Genomic DNA, 17727 nt, shown 5'->3' on the forward strand with positions numbered 1-17727 from the left:
TTATGTTTTTAGGTCCAACAGGTGTTGGTAAAACCGAAGTGGCTCGATCACTTGCTGAAGCATTATTTGATAGCGAACATCAAATCATTAGAATTGATATGAGTGAGTATATGGAATCACACAGTGTTTCTAGACTCATTGGTTCTCCTCCTGGTTATGTAGGATATGATGAAGGTGGTCAACTGACTGAAGCTGTTCGTAGAAAACCTTATTCAATTATTCTATTTGATGAAATCGAGAAAGCTCATCCAGAAGTTTTCAATATACTCCTTCAAATACTAGATGATGGTAGACTAACTGATAATCAAGGAAGAACAATTGATTTTAAAAACACAATCATCATATTAACATCTAATATTGGTAGTGAGTTTTTACTAAGAAATGATGCTGACGCTCAAAAGGAAGTACAAAACTTAGTGAAATCTAAATTTAAACCTGAGTTTTTGAATCGTATAGATGAGCAAATAATATTTAATCCTCTTGGACTTAAAGTTCAAATCGAAATAGCGCTTAAGATGTTAAACGACTTAAAGAAACGCTTGTTAGAAAAGAATATTATGATGAACTTTGATGAGTCTATCCAAAAATACGTAATTAAGCACGGATATAATGATGAATATGGCGCAAGACCACTTAAACGCTATATTCAAAGACATATCGAGACGCTTATCGCAACCAAAATCATTGATGGTTCAATAGAACCTCATCAAAAATATTCACTCACAGTAAAAGATGATGAACTTGCATTAATTAAGGACAATTAATTTTGTCCTTTTATATTTAAAAAGGTGTTTATAGACCTAACTGTCTACAAACACCTTATGTGTAATAAGTATCATTTATTCTTTCTTTTGATAATCTTGTTTACGAATGGTTCCGTCAAGTTTATGAATAACAATGGATGTATCGTTTTTTTCAGCTAAATCTTCTGCATACGCAATTGCTAAAGCTTGTGTATCAAAATACTTAATGGTCTTGTTAGAACCCTCTTTACGAACACGCCATTGTTTAAAGGCTGGACTTTTGGGATCTTTGTTTTGAGAAACATGATATTTAGGATTTTTAGATTTCGCATCTTCCTTATCATCTTCCACTTTCACAGGTTCCGCTTTTTTTGGTTCTGTTTTTACAGTTTCCGCTTTTTTTGGCTCAGCTTTTACAGCTTTTGGCTCTTCTTTCTTTTCTTCAACCTTTTTAACCGGCTCTACGACTGGCTTTGTTTCAACTGGTTGTGGAGCAGGTTTTTCTTTTTGAATAGACTCTTTTTTCATCGATTCTTGTTGCATTTTCAATTGTTCTTCTTGTAAAGCTTGTTTCTTTGCTTTACGTTTTTTAAAAAACCAACACATATATTAAAACCCTCCTTTGTTATTACTTTCATTATATACCAAAACTATATAAATACCGAAGGATTTTACATTTTTTATGATTTGTGAGATTCAAACCATTCTGTAATCTCTTTTAATCTCTTAATTCTTGCTTGTGGCTTACCACTTCTAGAAAGTTCATGTGTTTCACCTTTAAACCAAATAAATTTCGTATCTAGTCCTTTTTCTTTTAAAATAGTAAAAAACTGCATGGCCTGTTCAATCGGACAACGATAATCTTCATCAGAATGAATAAATAAAAGTGGTGTTTTCACTTGAAGTGCATATTTCATAGGGGATTGTTGCCATAAAAGATCAGTATCTACATTTGGGTGACCTGCAGTTTGATCTTTAGAAAAATAAAAACCAATGTCAGATGTTCCATGAAATGATAACCAGTTCGAAATACTTCTTTGCGTTGCAGCTGCCCTAAATCTTTGTGTATGACCGACAATCCAATTTGTCATAAACCCACCATATGAACCCCCTGTTACAAAAAATTGTTCCAAATTAATTTGCGGAATCTTCTTTATAACTAGATCTGTGAAATTCATTAAGTCGTCATAATCAATCGTTCCATATTTTCCTCTTATATCGGCGAATTGATCACCTTTGCCATCACTACCTCTAGGGTTAGCATAACAAACGAAGTATCCTTGATTAGCCCAATACTGCATTTCATGATAAAAGACTTTGCCATATGCTGTTTTTGGACCTCCATGGATATCTAAAATCGCTGGATATGTTTTATTCATATCAAAATCTTTAGGATATAATACAAACCCTTTGACTTCATGATGTACTGACTTATAAATCATGGTTTTTGGTTTTGAGACAAATTTACTCTTTAGTATTTTTTGATTTAATCTAGATAATTGTCTTAATTTCCCAAAATCTATTTTGTAAATTTCTTGTAGCTTTTGTTTAAGTAACCCTACAATGTAAATCTCATTATCGATGACTTCTATACCATCAATGGATCCATTCATTTCAAAAACTAATTTTATATTCTTTTCTTGATCTAAGACCATTAAATCCGTGTGGTCGTCGTTTGTTTTTACAAAATAAATTAACCCACGATGGACAAGTGATTGCTTGTTAGCACCTAATCTTACATCACTACCAATCGATGATGACATAGATAACCCATAGGGTTTATATATCACTAATTTTTTATTTTTAAGCTCATAAAAATCATCGTCTTGATTCATACCATAAGTTTTCATATCACTTGCAGCAACAATGATTTTTTCATCTATAACAAAGAGTTGACTTATTGAAAAATCATCTTCATGATATAAAATATCTGTAATCTTACTGTCCACATGATAAACATAAATATGTGTTGTTAAACTTTTGATTTGCTTTGCTTGTTTTCCAGTATAATAAACATGTTTTAAATCATCTGAAACAACAACTCTACCAACATTAAAATCTGGATCAACAATTAAGTCCAACATATCTTTTTCTTCATCATAGATAAATAATTGTTGTCTTTTATTTGCAGTAAAACCCTGTCCGTTACCATAAAAAGGAATTTCATTGATGTCCTCATAAAGAGCATCTTCTTTCATCTTTTTCAGTAAGTCTTTTCTATTTTCTTTAGCATCTAAGTAAAGATGATGTTCAAAACTAGATAGTTGTGCTTGAACAAGATATTTATGATGTCCCAAATATTTAACAACTGATGCTGGTATCGGTAGTTCAAAAGCTTTTTCAATGACTTTTTTTATCATGTCATATTTATAAAATGTTGAGTATTTATCTTTAGATTTTTTTTCATCACTTTTATTTTTTTTCATTGAAATCAGCAACTCATGATCATTTATCCAAATAAAAGCTGAATCTTTCTTTAAGGATAATAACTTTCTTGTTCTATCATTTTCAATCAGATAGAGATCATTATGATATGTGTTCTCATCTAAATTTGCACTACCTACAGTAAATGCCGCTGCTGTTTGACTTTTGTTGCTTTTAAGATTAGATATATATTTATAATCTAAAAAAGCATCTAGCTTAATGTTTTCCATAATCAATCCTTCTTTACCAATAAAAAAAGGGCGTCTTAAAAGAGCCCTTAAATGACAAAGTTACCTTTCTCAAATACTTTTACTTCTTTTCCATCTTGTGTTAAACCTGTAATTTCCATATCGCTACTTCCAAACATAAAGTCTGAATGTACCATAGAATTATTATATCCTGATTTTTCAAGTGTTGGAATATCTAAGTTAACACCATTTTTAATATTCATTGGATAAGCTCTACCCAAAGCCATATGGCATGAAGCGTTCTCATCAAATAATGTATTTAAAAATAAAATGTTAGTGTTTGAAATTGGTGAATCATGACTAATGAGTGCAATTTCACCGATATACTTACTTCCCTCATCAGTTTCTAAAAGATTTGTTAATGCACCTTTTTCAACTTCAGCGTCATAATCAACAACTTTACCATCTTTAAATTCCAACCAGAATTTATCAATAAGTTTACCTTGATAGTTCAGTGGTTTAGTTGCTACAACTTTTCCTCTTGTTCCCCATTTATATGGCATTGTGAAGTTTTCTTCTGTTGGGATATTTGGATTAAAATATGCACCATTAAGTGCGACTTCTCCGCCACCAGCCCAGACATGATCTTTTACAAGTTCAACAATCAAATCTGTACCTAAACTGTTTTTAAAATGTAAATGTTTGAAATTGTAATCATTTAAAATCTTGTTATGTGCTAATAATCTAGCATTGTGGTCTTCCCATTCTTTAATAGCATCATTGTCTTCTGTCACACGACTTGCATCGAGTATAGCATTCCAAAGTTTTTCAACTGCTTCTTCCTCATCAAGTTCAGGGAATACTTGTTTTGCCCAAATTGGGTTTGGTTCTGAAACAATTGTCCATTGCGACTTATTCCCCATTAAAAACTCTCTAAAGAAAGCAATTGCTTTTTGCATTGCGATTCCAGATTTTTGTGACTTTGTAGGGTCAACATCTTTATTTAATCCTGGAATTGGAGATGCAATTGAGATAAAGCATGCACCTTGATCGACAAAATATTGATACTGGCTTACAAGATAATCAGGAACGTAAGTTAACTCTTCTAATGATGCATGTAATAATGACTGACGAGATATAAACTCATCGCTCCATTGTACATGTACTCTTTTTGCGCCTGCTAAATACGCTTGCTCAGCAATCTCTCTAGCTAAAACTTTTGTTTCTGTTGATGTTCTAATGACTACAACTTGATCTTTTTGTACGTTAGCTCCAACTTTCACAGCAAGTTCTGCTAACTTTCTAATTAATTCTTTTTTTGGCATTTTATCACTCCTATCTTTGATATTATAGCATAGTTTAGCCATTAAAAAAAGAATCCCATGAAGGATTCCTTACAAACTCATCTAGTTTTTAACCTTATCAAATATCTTTATGTGCATGAATAAGTAATTTGTGTAGTATTCTTTATTAATCAAAGCTGATATATTCTAAAAATCAAAACAAACATTTAGATTATTTTTTACCTAGTTTTGTTCTAACTACTTAACTTTTTTTGCTCTTTTAAAAACTTAATCAATTGATCTTGAGGCATCGGTTTTGCATAATAATAACCTTGTGCATAATTTCCTTTATAATTTTTTACCATATTTTGTTGTTCCTCAATCTCAATACCTTCTGCAACAACAAACATGTTTAAATGATGCGCTAAATCAATCATGTATTTCAAAACATGAAACTCTTTAGTTTCTTTTTGAATATGACTAATGAACCCACGATCAATCTTAATAATATCTATCGGAAGTTTTTGTAAATATGTTAATGATGAGTAACCAGTTCCAAAATCATCTAGTGCAATTGTAAATCCTAATTTCCTAAGTTGTAAAAGCACGTGAATACTTCTATTAATATCACTAATCACTGCAGTCTCTGTTATCTCTAAAATGATTTTTTTGCAATCGATTTGATACTGTTCAATCCACTGGTTCAAATATTTTAAAAACGTCTCATGAATGAGCATAACAGCAGATAAGTTAATGGATATCTTAAAATTATCGCTCATTGGCCATTTTTTTAGTTCTTTAGCAGCTTGATAAAATACCCATTCTGTAATGTCTTTGATATATCCATTTTTTTCTGATAAAGAAATAAATTCAAGCGGTGGAATATAACCTTTAATCTTATTATGCCATCTGATTAATGCTTCTGCTGCAATCACTTTGCCATCATTAAGGTCAATAACGGGTTGGTAATGTAGAGAAAACTCATGATTTGGAATAGCATTTCTAAGCTGGTTGAGCATTTCTGTTTGTTGAGTAATCATAGTTACCATTTCATCATCAAAAATAACTAAACGATCCTTGCCTTTACTCTTGGCCATAGAAAGTGCACTATCTGCGTGTCTAAGTAAAGTGATGTAGTCATGCCCATGATCAGGTGCTAATGCAACCCCTCCACTAAATGTAATAAAATATTCATCCTTATCTAGGATATAACTTCTTTTTATATTTTTGAAAAAATTTTCTATGTCTATTAAAAACTTTGATAAATCTGTTAGATCAAAAAAACCAACAACAAACTCATCACCGCCAGTGTGGCATATAATATCTGTATCCTTTACAAACGCTTTTAAAGTTTGAGCAACTGATTGAATCAGTTGATCCCCAACTTGATGCCCTTTAACCTCATTGACATTTCTAAACTCATCAATATCCATATAAACAAGTGCCATCATTTGCTTTGGATGCTCTTCTATATATTGGTCAACCTTCTCTTCAAGCAATATTTTGTTCGGTAATCCAGTGAGTTCATCGTAATATGCTTTTTGATACAACTTTTCTTCCAAATCAAGAGAAGTTTGATGAAGTTTATCTAGTCTTTTATAAGCTTTTTTTAAGTCAACAATTGAAGCGACATATAAACTAATTCTATTAAATAAAATTAGATAAAAAATCACACCAGAGAAAATGACAAAAAATATGCCCTTAATCGTCTGAAATCTTAATATACGATCAGGATCTTGAACTATGATTTCCAATAAGCGATCAGATCCAAATATCCATAATAAACTTACAAGTATATAGTAAATGATAATTTTAATAGATTCATTAGTGGCATTCAATCCACTTTGTAAGTCGTAATTATTTTTATCTTTAGAGTTCAACTTATTTTCCATCTTTCAAAACTCCTTCGCTTGTTTCTTCTATTATACATTTATTCATAGTAAATAATCAAAGCATTTCCATTCAAAACATAAAAAAACCGCTGAGCGGTTTTCTATTTATGGAATATCAATAATTCTCATGGTGTTGGTTGAACCATGGTGTTGCGCCCAACCAGATGTAATAATGAGAGTCGTTCCCGATTTATATCCAAATGCTTTTGCAGTATCTATCGCTGCTTCATCATATAACGAATAATCTTTAACATCTTCTCTAAATGCTGGATGAACACCCCAATAATAAGATAACTTATGACAAGTCTTAAGGCTATCTGTAATCGCGATTATTGGTGTTGATGGTCTAAATTTACAAATACGTTTTGCGGTACCACCAGTTTCTGTAAATGCGACAACGACTTCAGCTTTCGGAAGTGATAATGCTGTTTGACTGACAGCAATACCAATTGCATCATTAACAGTTTGCTGACTTGTTTTAATGTTATGTTCTAATCGGTCACGATAAGGAATACTTGGTTCAATAGCTTTTGCAATGGTATCCATTGTTAAAACAGCTTCTATTGGATATTCACCAGCAGCTGATTCTCCAGATAACATAATCGCATCTGATCCATCTAATATCGCGTTCGCGACATCTGATGCTTCAGCACGTGTAGGTCTTGGTGATGTCATCATAGACTCTAACATATGTGTTGCTGTTATGACAGGTTTACCAGCTTCATTAGCTTTTTTAATAATATGTTTTTGATATAGAGGTACAAGTTGTGTAGACACTTCCACACCTAAATCTCCACGAGCAACCATAACACCGTCAGATACTTCTAATATGCTATCAAGATTATCAACACCTTCTTGATTTTCAATCTTAGAAATGATTTCGATGTCACCTTTGCCCATATCTTCTAATATTTTTCTAACTTCTAATACATCTTCTTTTCTTCTTACAAATGATAGAGCAAACATATCAACATCATTGCTCGCTGCAAATACAATATCATCATGATCTTTTTTAGAAATGAATGGCATTGAAAGTTTTACATTAGGTACATTAACTCCTTTTTTGGTTTTAATAACACCTGAGTTCATCACTTCGCATTTCATAACGCCATCTTTATTTTCTAAAACAGTAAGTTTTATTTTACCATCATCAATAAGAATGAACTGCCCTGGAATCATATCATCATAAAGTTCATTACAATCAATGTGAAATCTTTTAGAATTCCCCAATATGTTTTCTCTATGAACTTCAATAATGTCTCCAGTTTTAAATTCTGCTTTATCGTTTTCAAACTTCCCAGTTCTAATCTCAGGTCCTTTGGTATCTGCCATAACTCCGATATAACGTCCCTTTTCTTTTGAGACTTTTCTGATCATTTTAATGCGTGCTAAATGTTCTTCATGATTTGCATGAGAAAAATTTAATCTAGCCACATTCATACCAGCATCTATCATTTTTGATATCATTGTTTCTGATTCAATTGCTGGTCCAATTGTACAAATAATTTTTGTTTTTCTAATCATCTTGCTACCTCCATATTTCTCTATATACATTATACACGATTTTACTGGTTTTTGCTAAAAATCGACATGAAAATATCCACAATTTTAGGGTCAAATTGAGTGCCTTTGTTATTCAAAAGTTCTGTAACCGCTTCCTCATGAGTCATTCTATTTCGATAGGGTCTATCTGAGGTCATTGCATCATAAGCATCTGCAACCGCAATGATTCTTGCTCTTATTGGTATGTCTTCACCCTTTATACCTCTTGGGTAACCTTTACCGTCGTATCTTTCATGATGAGATAAAATATCCATAGCTATTTCACCGTATTCTGGTAAAGATGACAATATACGATATCCGGTTTCTGGATGTCTTTTCATGATTTGCCATTCTTCAGTGTTCAATTTACCCGGTTTATTTAAGATTTTATCTTCTATAGCTATCTTACCGATATCATGAAGATTGCTAATCATTGTCAGCAAGTTTAGATCTTGTTTGGTCATGCCTAGTCTTCTTCCGATTTGTCTACATATATCAGATACTCTTTTAGAATGCTCTTCAGAATACACATCTTTTGTTTTTAGTGTGTTTAAGATCGTTTTTATCGTTTCATTTCGATGTGATCCACTTTCAAAAAGCTTGTTCTTATATAAATCTGACTCTGCACGATTAATGATTTCTTCAAAATGTTCATCTTCATGTTTAACACTTACACCATATGAGACAGAAACTGCCATATGATTGATTTGTTCGTTTTCTATTTTTATTTTTGCTTTATTTGCTAATCTCTTGGCATCTTCTTCTTCAGTATTTGGACATAAGACTATAATTTCATCTCCACCAATTCTAGAAATATAGTTATTATAATCTTTAAACATTTCGGCAATCATTTGAGACACTAAAATGATGAGCTTATCTCCATCTTGATGACTAAAAGCATCGTTCATGACTTTTAACCCATTAATATCAAAAAAGACAACTGATATTGGATGATATTTTCGCTTATTCAAACTAAGTAACTGTTCTTGGTGTTTTCTTCGATTATTTAGACCAGTTAAAGCATCTTTATAACTTAAAGCAAGAATTTCATTTTCATATTGCTTTCTAATGGTAATGTCTTCAATAAAAATAGTTACACCTATAATCTCTTTATCATTATATATTGGTGAGAAAACCTCTTCTAAAAAATGGTGTTTTTGATCTTCTATTTCGATAATTGATTTAAATGATTCTCCTTGAAGAACTCTATCAATAGATTTCTTTAATCGATCTTTAATTGCATCATTTGAAATCATATCAATAAAGTTTGATTCTTGATCAATATCTACACCATAGTATCTATGCATAGATTCCTTATGAAACTGGTTATATGTTAAATAGTTATAGTTTTTATCGAGTGCAAATATTTCCATGGTTTGTGTTGAGTCAATACTAGACTGCAAAAGAACCTTTTGATGATTTAAGTCAATTTGCATCTGATATCTATTTTTTTGATGATGAACAACAATTGCTAACAATAATGTGATGATTGGAAAGAAAACTAAGTAAGGAATTGCTGTATGTCTAATCACAGTAAAAGCTTGTGGCCATGGAATCAGTAAAAAACTCATCAAAGTAACAATGTGTACTAAAACACCTAAAACATAATACTCTATATAAAATGGCAGTTTCGGTAAAAACTTACGGATATGCTTCCAGTTAAGACCTATAGTTGCAGACATGATGATGGTTGCAACACCTGCATAAACGCCATCTCCACCAATGAATATTCTGTATATCATTGCAACACTGGTTGCTATTGATGTTGGTATAACTCCGAAAAACATACCGGTAACACTCAGCAGCACGCTTCTTGTGTCAAAAAACAAACCTGCTTCTAGTTCCCATGGATTACGCATAATGAGTAAAGTGATTCCACCGATAATAAGTCCCATGATGACTTTGACAACTGTTTTATTAATTTTTGTATCAAAAGTTGCAGCGGCAAATAAAAAGCCTAAACCAAAAAGTAGTATGGCATTTTGAAGTAAACTTGTTAAACTTTCTATCAATTGCTCATCAAACATAACGCTTCTCCCTATTTAGAAATCTTTACTTCATGTTTATATTATAACATCTTCATATCTTTAAAAAAAAGCCAAAATGACTTTTGGCTTTAAATTATTATCTTTCATTACCCATAAAAAACACTGCAATTGTCTTTGGACCTGAATGTGCACCAATGACTGGTCCAATCATTCCAAAAACAATTTCTTTGACACCGATTTGCTCTTGGATTAACTGAGCGGTATAATTTGCATCTTCTAAATCATCTCCATGAGAAATAAAAATGGTTTGATCAGAAGGATTCTCAATTTTTTCTTTCATAATATCGACAATCGTTTGTAAAGAAGTTTTTCTACCCCTTGCCTTTTTAATAGGCACTAATTTACCTTCATTTGTAACATGGAGAACAGGCTTAACTTTTAAAAGTGAACCCAATAATGCTTGAGTTCCTGAAAGTCTTCCTCCACGTTTTAAGGTTCCTAAATCATCAACTGTAAATAAATGGCATAATTTGAGTTTATGCATCTCTACCCATTTTGCAACTTCATCAATGCTTAATCCTTCCTGCATTTTTTGATAAGCATACCAAATGAGTAACCCTTGACCCATAGATGCAGATCTAGAATCAATAATCACAATTTTTCTATCTGGATATTTTTCTAAAAGCTCTTGTCTAGCAATCACTGATGATTGATAAGATCCAGATAAAGCTGAAGAAAATGCAATATATAAAATATCTTTATTTTCTTTAAGTTTTCCTTCAAAAAAATCTAAATACTCCCCAACATTGATGAGTGACGTTTTTGCAACTTTCTTGTCTCTTAATAAATCATAGAAATCTTTTACATTTAATTGTCTCTCATCAGGATAATGCTTATATGTCTTTTCATCAATTTCAACAGATAATGCAACAACATCAATTTCCATCTTCTTGACTTGTTCAAGTGTTAAATCACTACATGAATCAGTTACTAAAACGTATGGATTACTCATATAAAAACCATCCTTTTTATTTTTATTTTAAAATCAAACTTTTTATTATTTTACCATATTTAAAACTTAATTAACAACATGCTATGTTGTAGATTGTTTTGGTTTCTTATTGTTTAAAGATTTGAAATACTCTAAACTGGATTTTAAAGTAGCTGCAAGCGGTACTGCAAGTAACACACCAACAAATCCAAAAATACCACCAAAGAATATCAAACTGGATAAAACAAGCAATGGATGAATTTGTACTTTATTTCCAAGTACTTGTGGTTGTACAACAGAAGCTTCGATGACTTGCTCAACAACTTGTAACACAACGACAATCAAAATCCCAATAACAAAGATTGATTTTGCTTCGTTGTTTTGAACCGATTCTAAGTGTAGTGTAAACATAAATAATACTGGTAAAGAAAGACCAATCCAAGCCCCAATATAAGGCACGATGTTGAATAACCCCATAATGAGTGCAAACAATATCGCCATTTGAATACTAAAACCCGGAATAAAAAACGATAGTATAGATAGGAAAATAGAGAAATATGTGGCAATGAGTGCAATCATAATCCCTTGTCCTTTTAAATAATTCCTAACTGATGTATCTGTTCTTGTGCCTAGAGCCTCAAGATGTGGCTGCACATTTTCTGGAAAAACACTATTGATCCCATTAAAAATATATGCTTTTTCCTTAATTAAATAAAATAAGAATACTGGTGTTAATATTAAAATCATGACTGCTTGAAATATTGAAGAAGTTAAATTAGATAGAAACCCCAGGATACCACCCAATAGTTCAATAACACGATCAACTGATAAACCATTTGATGTTAATTGATTCAATATTTCAGCAAGTTCTGTATCGTTAATATATGTTTGAACATATGTTTCAACTACACTTACTATATTTTCTAACCAAACTGCATCAATCATATTGATGAGACTTGAGAATATACTACTCATTTGTACGACTAAGTTTACAATCACAAAAGTTAATAATCCGATGATTACACTGAGTCCTAGAATAATTGCTAGAACAATACTTATACCCCTTTTTATCTTTAATCTACTTTCTATCATAGACGCAAAAGGTCCAATGATAAAACTTAAGAAAAAAGCTATCGCAAACGGAATAAATACAGATTTAAAAGCGTTTGAAATATTCCCGAGAGGTTTTGCAGCGATTAATCTAAGTGCGTATATCGCAATGAACGATATTGCGATAATGGAAACCCAAATAAGGATTCTTATGAGTTTTTCCTTAGATATTTTTTGTTTAGGCATTTTGATATCCTCCATGTTATGTATATTCCAAATTATATCATGTATAGCAAATTAAAAAAAGACATCCCTATAAAGAGATGTCTATATAGAAAGATTTAAAAGCTCTAAGTGTTTTCTCATATAAAACATGAGAATACTTTAAAACATTTTGTTTGTTTGCTGATTTTCATTTTAATCTGAAAATATAATTACTAGGTTGAAGCTTATACTTTGGTCCTTTCATGGTTGAACGTACTATATGGATATCGATATCCTTTTCTTTTGTAAATTTAAAATACTTATCTAACCCGCTTGACACGATTTGATTACAAGAATCAATGACTCCGATGAACTCAAAATCATCGTCAACATATGCTAATGTAGCATCTCCATGACTGTCATTACAAAGTAAAATGCCACCTTTTCTTAGATATTTTTTAGTTGCTTGTCCTACAAAACCTGCAAACTGTGAAATAATCAAATCGACTTCGCTCATGTCTATAGACTCATTGTAATCAATCCCAAAAAACTGAATTACTGGTGCTTCATCATATTGCTTATTTAAGATGATATAGTCCTTAATCTCGTCCATATGTTGGAAAAACTTAATAGCACCTTTAAAGTTATCGATATATGTAACATTTGGTATGACCAATGACGCACTTATATCAATATAGCTACCTGGATATAAAGCGGTCTTTATGTGATAAGATTTTTCGATTAAACTATATAATGCTTTTCTATCTCCAATTTTAGATAAATATGTTTCATACTCTTTAATATAGTTCATCATTCTCTACTCCTTAACATATTAATAATTTGTAGATCTATTTATTTTCATTATACTTTTTTAATGGCACATATTTAGAAACTCTTTCGACATAATCCTTATAATCTGGGTATTTTTTAAGTGAAACACCTTCTGAAAAAGATGAACTCCCCATAAAGAGTAATATCAAAAACATAGAGCCTATGATTGTCCAGTTAAAAAAGATGTGATTTGTTACACCAGCACTTAAGCAAAAGATATACAAAACTACCCAAATAGATTGTTCAGCAAAATAGTTTGGATGTCTTGATCTCCCCCATAATCCATTCGTATTAAATCCTTTATGATATGGGCTTGGTAAGTCTTCTAGTTTCTCAAACTCATTTAATAACTTATATTTTTTAGTTTGAAATGCCATTTGCTGCTTATCTGCAATTGTTTCTAATACAATAAGCCCTAGTAAAACAACTGCAACAATCACATCAAAAACATTAAATGAAGTTGTAGATTCCATGACTGCAAGCAAGGGTAAACAAATCGCAAGCACTAATGCATTTTGATAAATAGAGATAAAAAATAAATCAAATAATGCCCATTTCCATTTTTTATTTAAGTTAGGATTTTCCCTAAGGATAATCCATCTATAATCTTCTTCTCCAGCCCAAAACTTAATAGAATAAGCACCTTTTTTTGCAAAATTTAAAGTTAGTCTTATCCCCCATATGGAAATAAGCACAGCCATCACAATTAATCTAAAATCCATACCACTTTTAAATACAATAATCCATGCATATACAATAGGTAAAATTGACCATAATTTGTCCATTTGAGAATTATTTCCAGTGATTTCTCCAACTATAAAACAGTATGCCATACTCATTGCACAAACAATGATGAGTATTGTCAAAGTATCTAACTGAAGCTCACTAAGATTAAGTCCTCCCAAAACAAATCCTAATATAGATAACAGAACAGTTATCACAACAGTGCTTATTATGCCTATGTTTTTTTTCATTTGCTCTCCCTTTATATAGAGCTATCCATTAAGGACTATCACTATAGTGATATTTTTTTAACTCTAGATTCTTCTTGATTTTTACCATTGTAACATAATATTGACAATCAATCTAGTGCTAATATGATTACAAATCCCCTACTTTTCATATGATGTATCAAATGAGACCTATTTATTAAACAAAGATCTGATACAGTAATATCAAATCTTTGTTTATCGTATGATTTAAACAATCGATTTCAGTACGTTATCTATTTCATTTGCTGACTCTGTAGTAAAATGAACTCTAAAGTTATGAATACCATACTTCTTATACATATTGATATGATTTGTTTTATTGATTCTTGTATGATGTAATAATTTCATCGTACATCCTGAATCTCTAATTAATGGATAATTTTTATCCTTATTTCTTAAAGAATAATCATACTTCATACATTGATTACATTTGAGTTTATCAATACCAAGTCCTTTTGTTACTGGACAATACTTTAATAGCATGAGTTCTGGTGTATTGTAAATGATCATTTCTAAATTCGGTATGTTGCCAAATCGATTTTGATAGCCCTTCATGATATCTTCGATTTGAAAGTTATCTAACTCTTCAGATAAAGGAACTGTTTTAACACCCTGTTTATGCAGTTCATTTACTGTGAAGCTGTTTGTTACATTCATCGTTGCATCAATAAATTCGGATGGTAACTGGCCATAATCTCTTGCTACTTTATTGTTTTTTGAACTCCATATTCTATTAGAAAAAACTTTAACTCTTTTGTCATCACCATCATATGTTATGTGTTCACTAATAAAAATATAATCTACAGGATAAGTAATCACTTTTTCGAGTTGAGCCTTCGTTTCTACTTTTACTGTTATATTATTTGTTATGCTAACAGGAATATTTTTAAAGTTTTCTGTGATAATCTTAGACTTTTTATCATGTATTAAAGATTGAACAAGTTTTTCTACAACTCCTCTTTTTAGATCATTGAGTATTTTGTTCGGGATAAATGAAATCCCATCCGTATGCACTTGAAATGAATCTAAAAAGAATGGTGTATCCCCCAACTTATCTATTTGCGATCGTAAAACCTCAGCTGTTTGTTTTGGATGATCTGCTTTTTGAACAATGTATTCACTTTGATAAGAAACAAATGATGAATATGGCGTTTTTATATATATTTCAAGTGGTTTATCAACATATGCAATAAGTTTTCCTTCAAGAGGGATAAGATTGTAGGTTTCATCTAAATATGGTTGTAAAGAAGTTTCTAAAACGTGATTTTGAGTAATATGAAACTTGTCTCCTATATCCACTTTTCTTGGTAAATCGATAGTAATCATATCTCCTGCGAAGGCTTCTGTTACTGAATTGTTTTTGACAATGATTTTATCAATTTTGCCTCCCAAATCTTTTTTTCCTATGATTCTAAAACCATCTTTTAAGTGTATCCTATGTGTTAATTTGATTGTTGTTTTCCCATTATAAAAATCAAGAACTTCACCACTTTCGATACCAAGATGATTTGGTCTAAAAAGATTAGTTATATTGTAAGGTTGTTCATTAAGGATGTATCCTTTGGTATATGCTCTATTGAAAACAGAAAGTAACTCTTGTATCCGTTTTTCAATGTCAAATGTTTTCCCTTCTAGAATATGATCGATTGCTTCTCTATAGGCACGTACTGTAGCAATCACATATTCACTTCTTTTCATGCGACCTTCAATTTTTAGCGAACTCACTCCGCTATCCATAATATCTTTTAGGGAACCTAATGTCATTAAGTCTTTTGTACTTAATAAATAAGTATCCTTTACAACAGTTGTATCACCTTCTAATAGGTCGTAAGCTAATCTACATGGTTGTGCACATGCTCCTCTATTTCCACTTCTTCCACCATTTAACGAACTAAAAAGACAGTTTCCACTGTATGAAACACATAATGCTCCATGAACAAAAACTTCCAAGTCAATGTCAACATGTTGTTTGATTTCTTTTATTGTATCAATCGAAGTTTCTCTAGCCAAAACGACTCTTTTTACACCACTATTTTTTAAGTATGCGACTTGTTCTTTATTAAAAGCGTTCATTTGCGTTGATGCATGAATTTCAGTATCTGGATATCTTTTTATAAATTGATGTAACACACCTAAGTCTTGAACGATTAAGGCATCTACATTTGATGAAACTAAATCATCTGCATAGCTAAAAAGAGATTCTATTTCATGCTCAAAAATCAAAGTATTGATGGTAACAAATACTTTGACATTTCTTATATGAGCATACTTAATTAAATCTTTGATTTCTTCTTTAGTAAAATTATTTGCGTATTTCCTTGCACCAAAGAATTTACCACTAAGATACACAGCATCTGCACCAGCATTAATTGCACCTATAAATGCTTGTTTATCACCTGCAGGAGCTAGTAGTTCTATTTTTTTCACATCATCAACTCCAATAGCAAGAAAATTATATCATAAAACAAGAATATTTTAAAAAGAACTTAGATAAACTTACAAAAAATGTGATTATGATATCTATGTCTAATTTTGATTCTCTTCACGACTTAAATTAATATAAAAAAAGGCCTGATACAATTGTATCAAACCTATGCTTTCAATATGGGTTGTATGACCTATTTTGCTACAATTTTACACCCCTAGCGGAAATTTTTACACCCTCATCCAAAAAAACTACACCCCTAAATTATGGCTTAGTTTAGAGGTTTTATTTTCTCAATTTTAGAAGCGATAATTTTCTTGTGTCAAAATAGGTATTTCCACTATATGGTTGTTGTTGGGTATCGAACCTTTTTCTTTAGCCATAAGTTGGAAACTATACTAACAGAAAACACTTGTTTTTCTTATAGTTTCACTTTGAAATGGACCGAGAATGGAATCAATCTTGTTTGTGAAATAAATCTCTATTTATGTCTAAGGTTATATCTATGTGGCCAAAAAATCAGAGTAGTACAAATAAATCAATTATATATCTTATCTTGTCAGCTTCATTTGTTTCTCTTTTGCCTTTTTGATTTCGAATGCAATCTTCATGACAAAGTAACTAACAAATAAAACCAAATATAAAACTAAATTTATCCTTTCTGTATAATTTATAATTAGATGAATGAAGAGTAAAATATATATCACATACGCAACACTTTGTAATCTTTTCCAAGATTTTTGTGTCATCAATTTTCTAATAGATTGAAATGATGTGATGAATAATGGAATCATTAATACAAATCCAATAACACCATAAATTGGAAATTCAATTTCACCATTAAACCATTCTAATAAATACTTAGTAGTATGAGGTAAGACTGTAATAAATCCTAAAATCGAATACTCTCTTCTTACTCCCATCAAACTCTTCTTAACTTTCGATCCTTTTTTAAGTGCACCGGCAACCATCACAAGATAATAAAAACTTAATCCTAAAAATCCTTGAACAAACGGAGTACTGAATGCTTTATCCTGTAAAACAAACATCAAAACAGAGACAACAGTAAAACCTATATAAAGTTTTAAATTATGCTTTCTAACAAACTTGCCTTGATAAATAGCAAGCAGTCCTAGTAATACAACAAATATCGCTACAATCATCTTTCTAATCT

13 protein-coding genes are annotated in these 17727 nt (G+C 31.1%); 1 reads left to right on the forward strand and 12 read right to left on the reverse strand.

What is annotated here, in order from left to right; genetic code table 11:
- Positions 1 to 2: 2 nt before the first annotated feature.
- Positions 3 to 764 carry a hypothetical protein gene (locus BK011_07910; GenBank protein ID AUD65621.1) on the forward strand — a complete coding sequence of 254 codons (762 nt, stop codon included), beginning with the start codon at positions 3 to 5 and terminating at the stop codon, positions 762 to 764.
- Positions 765 to 839: 75 nt separating this feature from the next.
- On the opposite strand, the gene BK011_07915 is transcribed toward BK011_07910, so the two are convergent.
- The 12 genes from BK011_07915 to BK011_07970 form a co-directional block, all read right to left on the reverse strand.
- Entirely contained in the window at positions 840 to 1349 is a 510-nt protein-coding gene (locus BK011_07915; protein ID AUD65622.1) for a hypothetical protein, read from the reverse strand.
- Positions 1350 to 1423: 74 nt separating this feature from the next.
- Positions 1424 to 3397 (reverse strand): hypothetical protein, encoded by a 1974-nt coding sequence (locus BK011_07920; GenBank protein AUD65623.1) that lies wholly within the window; start codon positions 3395 to 3397, stop codon positions 1424 to 1426.
- Between the two features lie 47 nt (positions 3398 to 3444).
- A complete protein-coding gene (locus BK011_07925; protein ID AUD65624.1) occupies positions 3445 to 4680 on the reverse strand; it encodes an aminopeptidase in 1236 nt (411 codons plus the stop codon).
- A gap of 212 nt (positions 4681 to 4892) precedes the next feature.
- Entirely contained in the window at positions 4893 to 6530 is a 1638-nt protein-coding gene (locus BK011_07930) for a hypothetical protein (GenBank protein ID AUD65625.1), read from the reverse strand.
- Between the two features lie 105 nt (positions 6531 to 6635).
- A complete protein-coding gene (locus BK011_07935; GenBank protein ID AUD65626.1) occupies positions 6636 to 8054 on the reverse strand; it encodes a pyruvate kinase in 1419 nt (472 codons plus the stop codon).
- Positions 8055 to 8095: 41 nt separating this feature from the next.
- Entirely contained in the window at positions 8096 to 10099 is a 2004-nt protein-coding gene (locus BK011_07940; GenBank protein ID AUD65627.1) for a hypothetical protein, read from the reverse strand.
- Positions 10100 to 10196: 97 nt separating this feature from the next.
- Positions 10197 to 11072 carry a fatty acid-binding protein DegV gene (locus tag BK011_07945; GenBank protein AUD65628.1) on the reverse strand — a complete coding sequence of 292 codons (876 nt, stop codon included), beginning with the start codon at positions 11070 to 11072 and terminating at the stop codon, positions 10197 to 10199.
- An 81-nt stretch (positions 11073 to 11153) separates the two neighbouring features.
- A complete protein-coding gene (locus tag BK011_07950; GenBank protein AUD65629.1) occupies positions 11154 to 12347 on the reverse strand; it encodes a hypothetical protein in 1194 nt (397 codons plus the stop codon).
- Positions 12348 to 12513: 166 nt separating this feature from the next.
- Positions 12514 to 13119: a hypothetical protein gene (locus tag BK011_07955; protein ID AUD65630.1), complete on the reverse strand. Its 606-nt coding sequence runs from the start codon at positions 13117 to 13119 to the stop codon at positions 12514 to 12516.
- Positions 13120 to 13153: 34 nt separating this feature from the next.
- Entirely contained in the window at positions 13154 to 13975 is an 822-nt protein-coding gene (locus BK011_07960; protein ID AUD66169.1) for a hypothetical protein, read from the reverse strand.
- 360 nt (positions 13976 to 14335) lie between these two features.
- Positions 14336 to 16555 carry a hypothetical protein gene (locus BK011_07965; protein ID AUD65631.1) on the reverse strand — a complete coding sequence of 740 codons (2220 nt, stop codon included), beginning with the start codon at positions 16553 to 16555 and terminating at the stop codon, positions 14336 to 14338.
- 549 nt (positions 16556 to 17104) lie between these two features.
- Positions 17105 to 17716, reverse strand: a complete 612-nt coding sequence (locus BK011_07970; protein AUD65632.1) for a hypothetical protein — start codon at positions 17714 to 17716, stop codon at positions 17105 to 17107.
- Positions 17717 to 17727: the final 11 nt, after the last annotated feature.

The organism is Tenericutes bacterium MZ-XQ, assembly GCA_002838205.1.
In the GTDB taxonomy this organism is placed as follows: domain Bacteria; phylum Bacillota_I; class Bacilli_A; order Acholeplasmatales; family Acholeplasmataceae; genus Mariniplasma.

Excerpts from the sequence above, each read along its gene's own strand:
- BK011_07910 (AUD65621.1), top strand. The coding sequence starts at position 3 with ATGTTTTTAGGTCCAACAGGTGTTGGTAAAACCGAAGTGGCTCGATCA.
- BK011_07915 (AUD65622.1), bottom strand. The coding sequence starts at position 1,349 with ATGTGTTGGTTTTTTAAAAAACGTAAAGCAAAGAAACAAGCTTTACAA.
- BK011_07920 (AUD65623.1), bottom strand. The coding sequence starts at position 3,397 with ATGGAAAACATTAAGCTAGATGCTTTTTTAGATTATAAATATATATCT.
- BK011_07925 (AUD65624.1), bottom strand. The coding sequence starts at position 4,680 with ATGCCAAAAAAAGAATTAATTAGAAAGTTAGCAGAACTTGCTGTGAAA.
- BK011_07930 (AUD65625.1), bottom strand. The coding sequence starts at position 6,530 with ATGGAAAATAAGTTGAACTCTAAAGATAAAAATAATTACGACTTACAA.
- BK011_07935 (AUD65626.1), bottom strand. The coding sequence starts at position 8,054 with ATGATTAGAAAAACAAAAATTATTTGTACAATTGGACCAGCAATTGAA.
- BK011_07940 (AUD65627.1), bottom strand. The coding sequence starts at position 10,099 with ATGTTTGATGAGCAATTGATAGAAAGTTTAACAAGTTTACTTCAAAAT.
- BK011_07945 (AUD65628.1), bottom strand. The coding sequence starts at position 11,072 with ATGAGTAATCCATACGTTTTAGTAACTGATTCATGTAGTGATTTAACA.
- BK011_07950 (AUD65629.1), bottom strand. The coding sequence starts at position 12,347 with ATGCCTAAACAAAAAATATCTAAGGAAAAACTCATAAGAATCCTTATT.
- BK011_07955 (AUD65630.1), bottom strand. The coding sequence starts at position 13,119 with ATGATGAACTATATTAAAGAGTATGAAACATATTTATCTAAAATTGGA.
- BK011_07960 (AUD66169.1), bottom strand. The coding sequence starts at position 13,975 with ATGAGTATGGCATACTGTTTTATAGTTGGAGAAATCACTGGAAATAAT.
- BK011_07970 (AUD65632.1), bottom strand. The coding sequence starts at position 17,716 with ATGATTGTAGCGATATTTGTTGTATTACTAGGACTGCTTGCTATTTAT.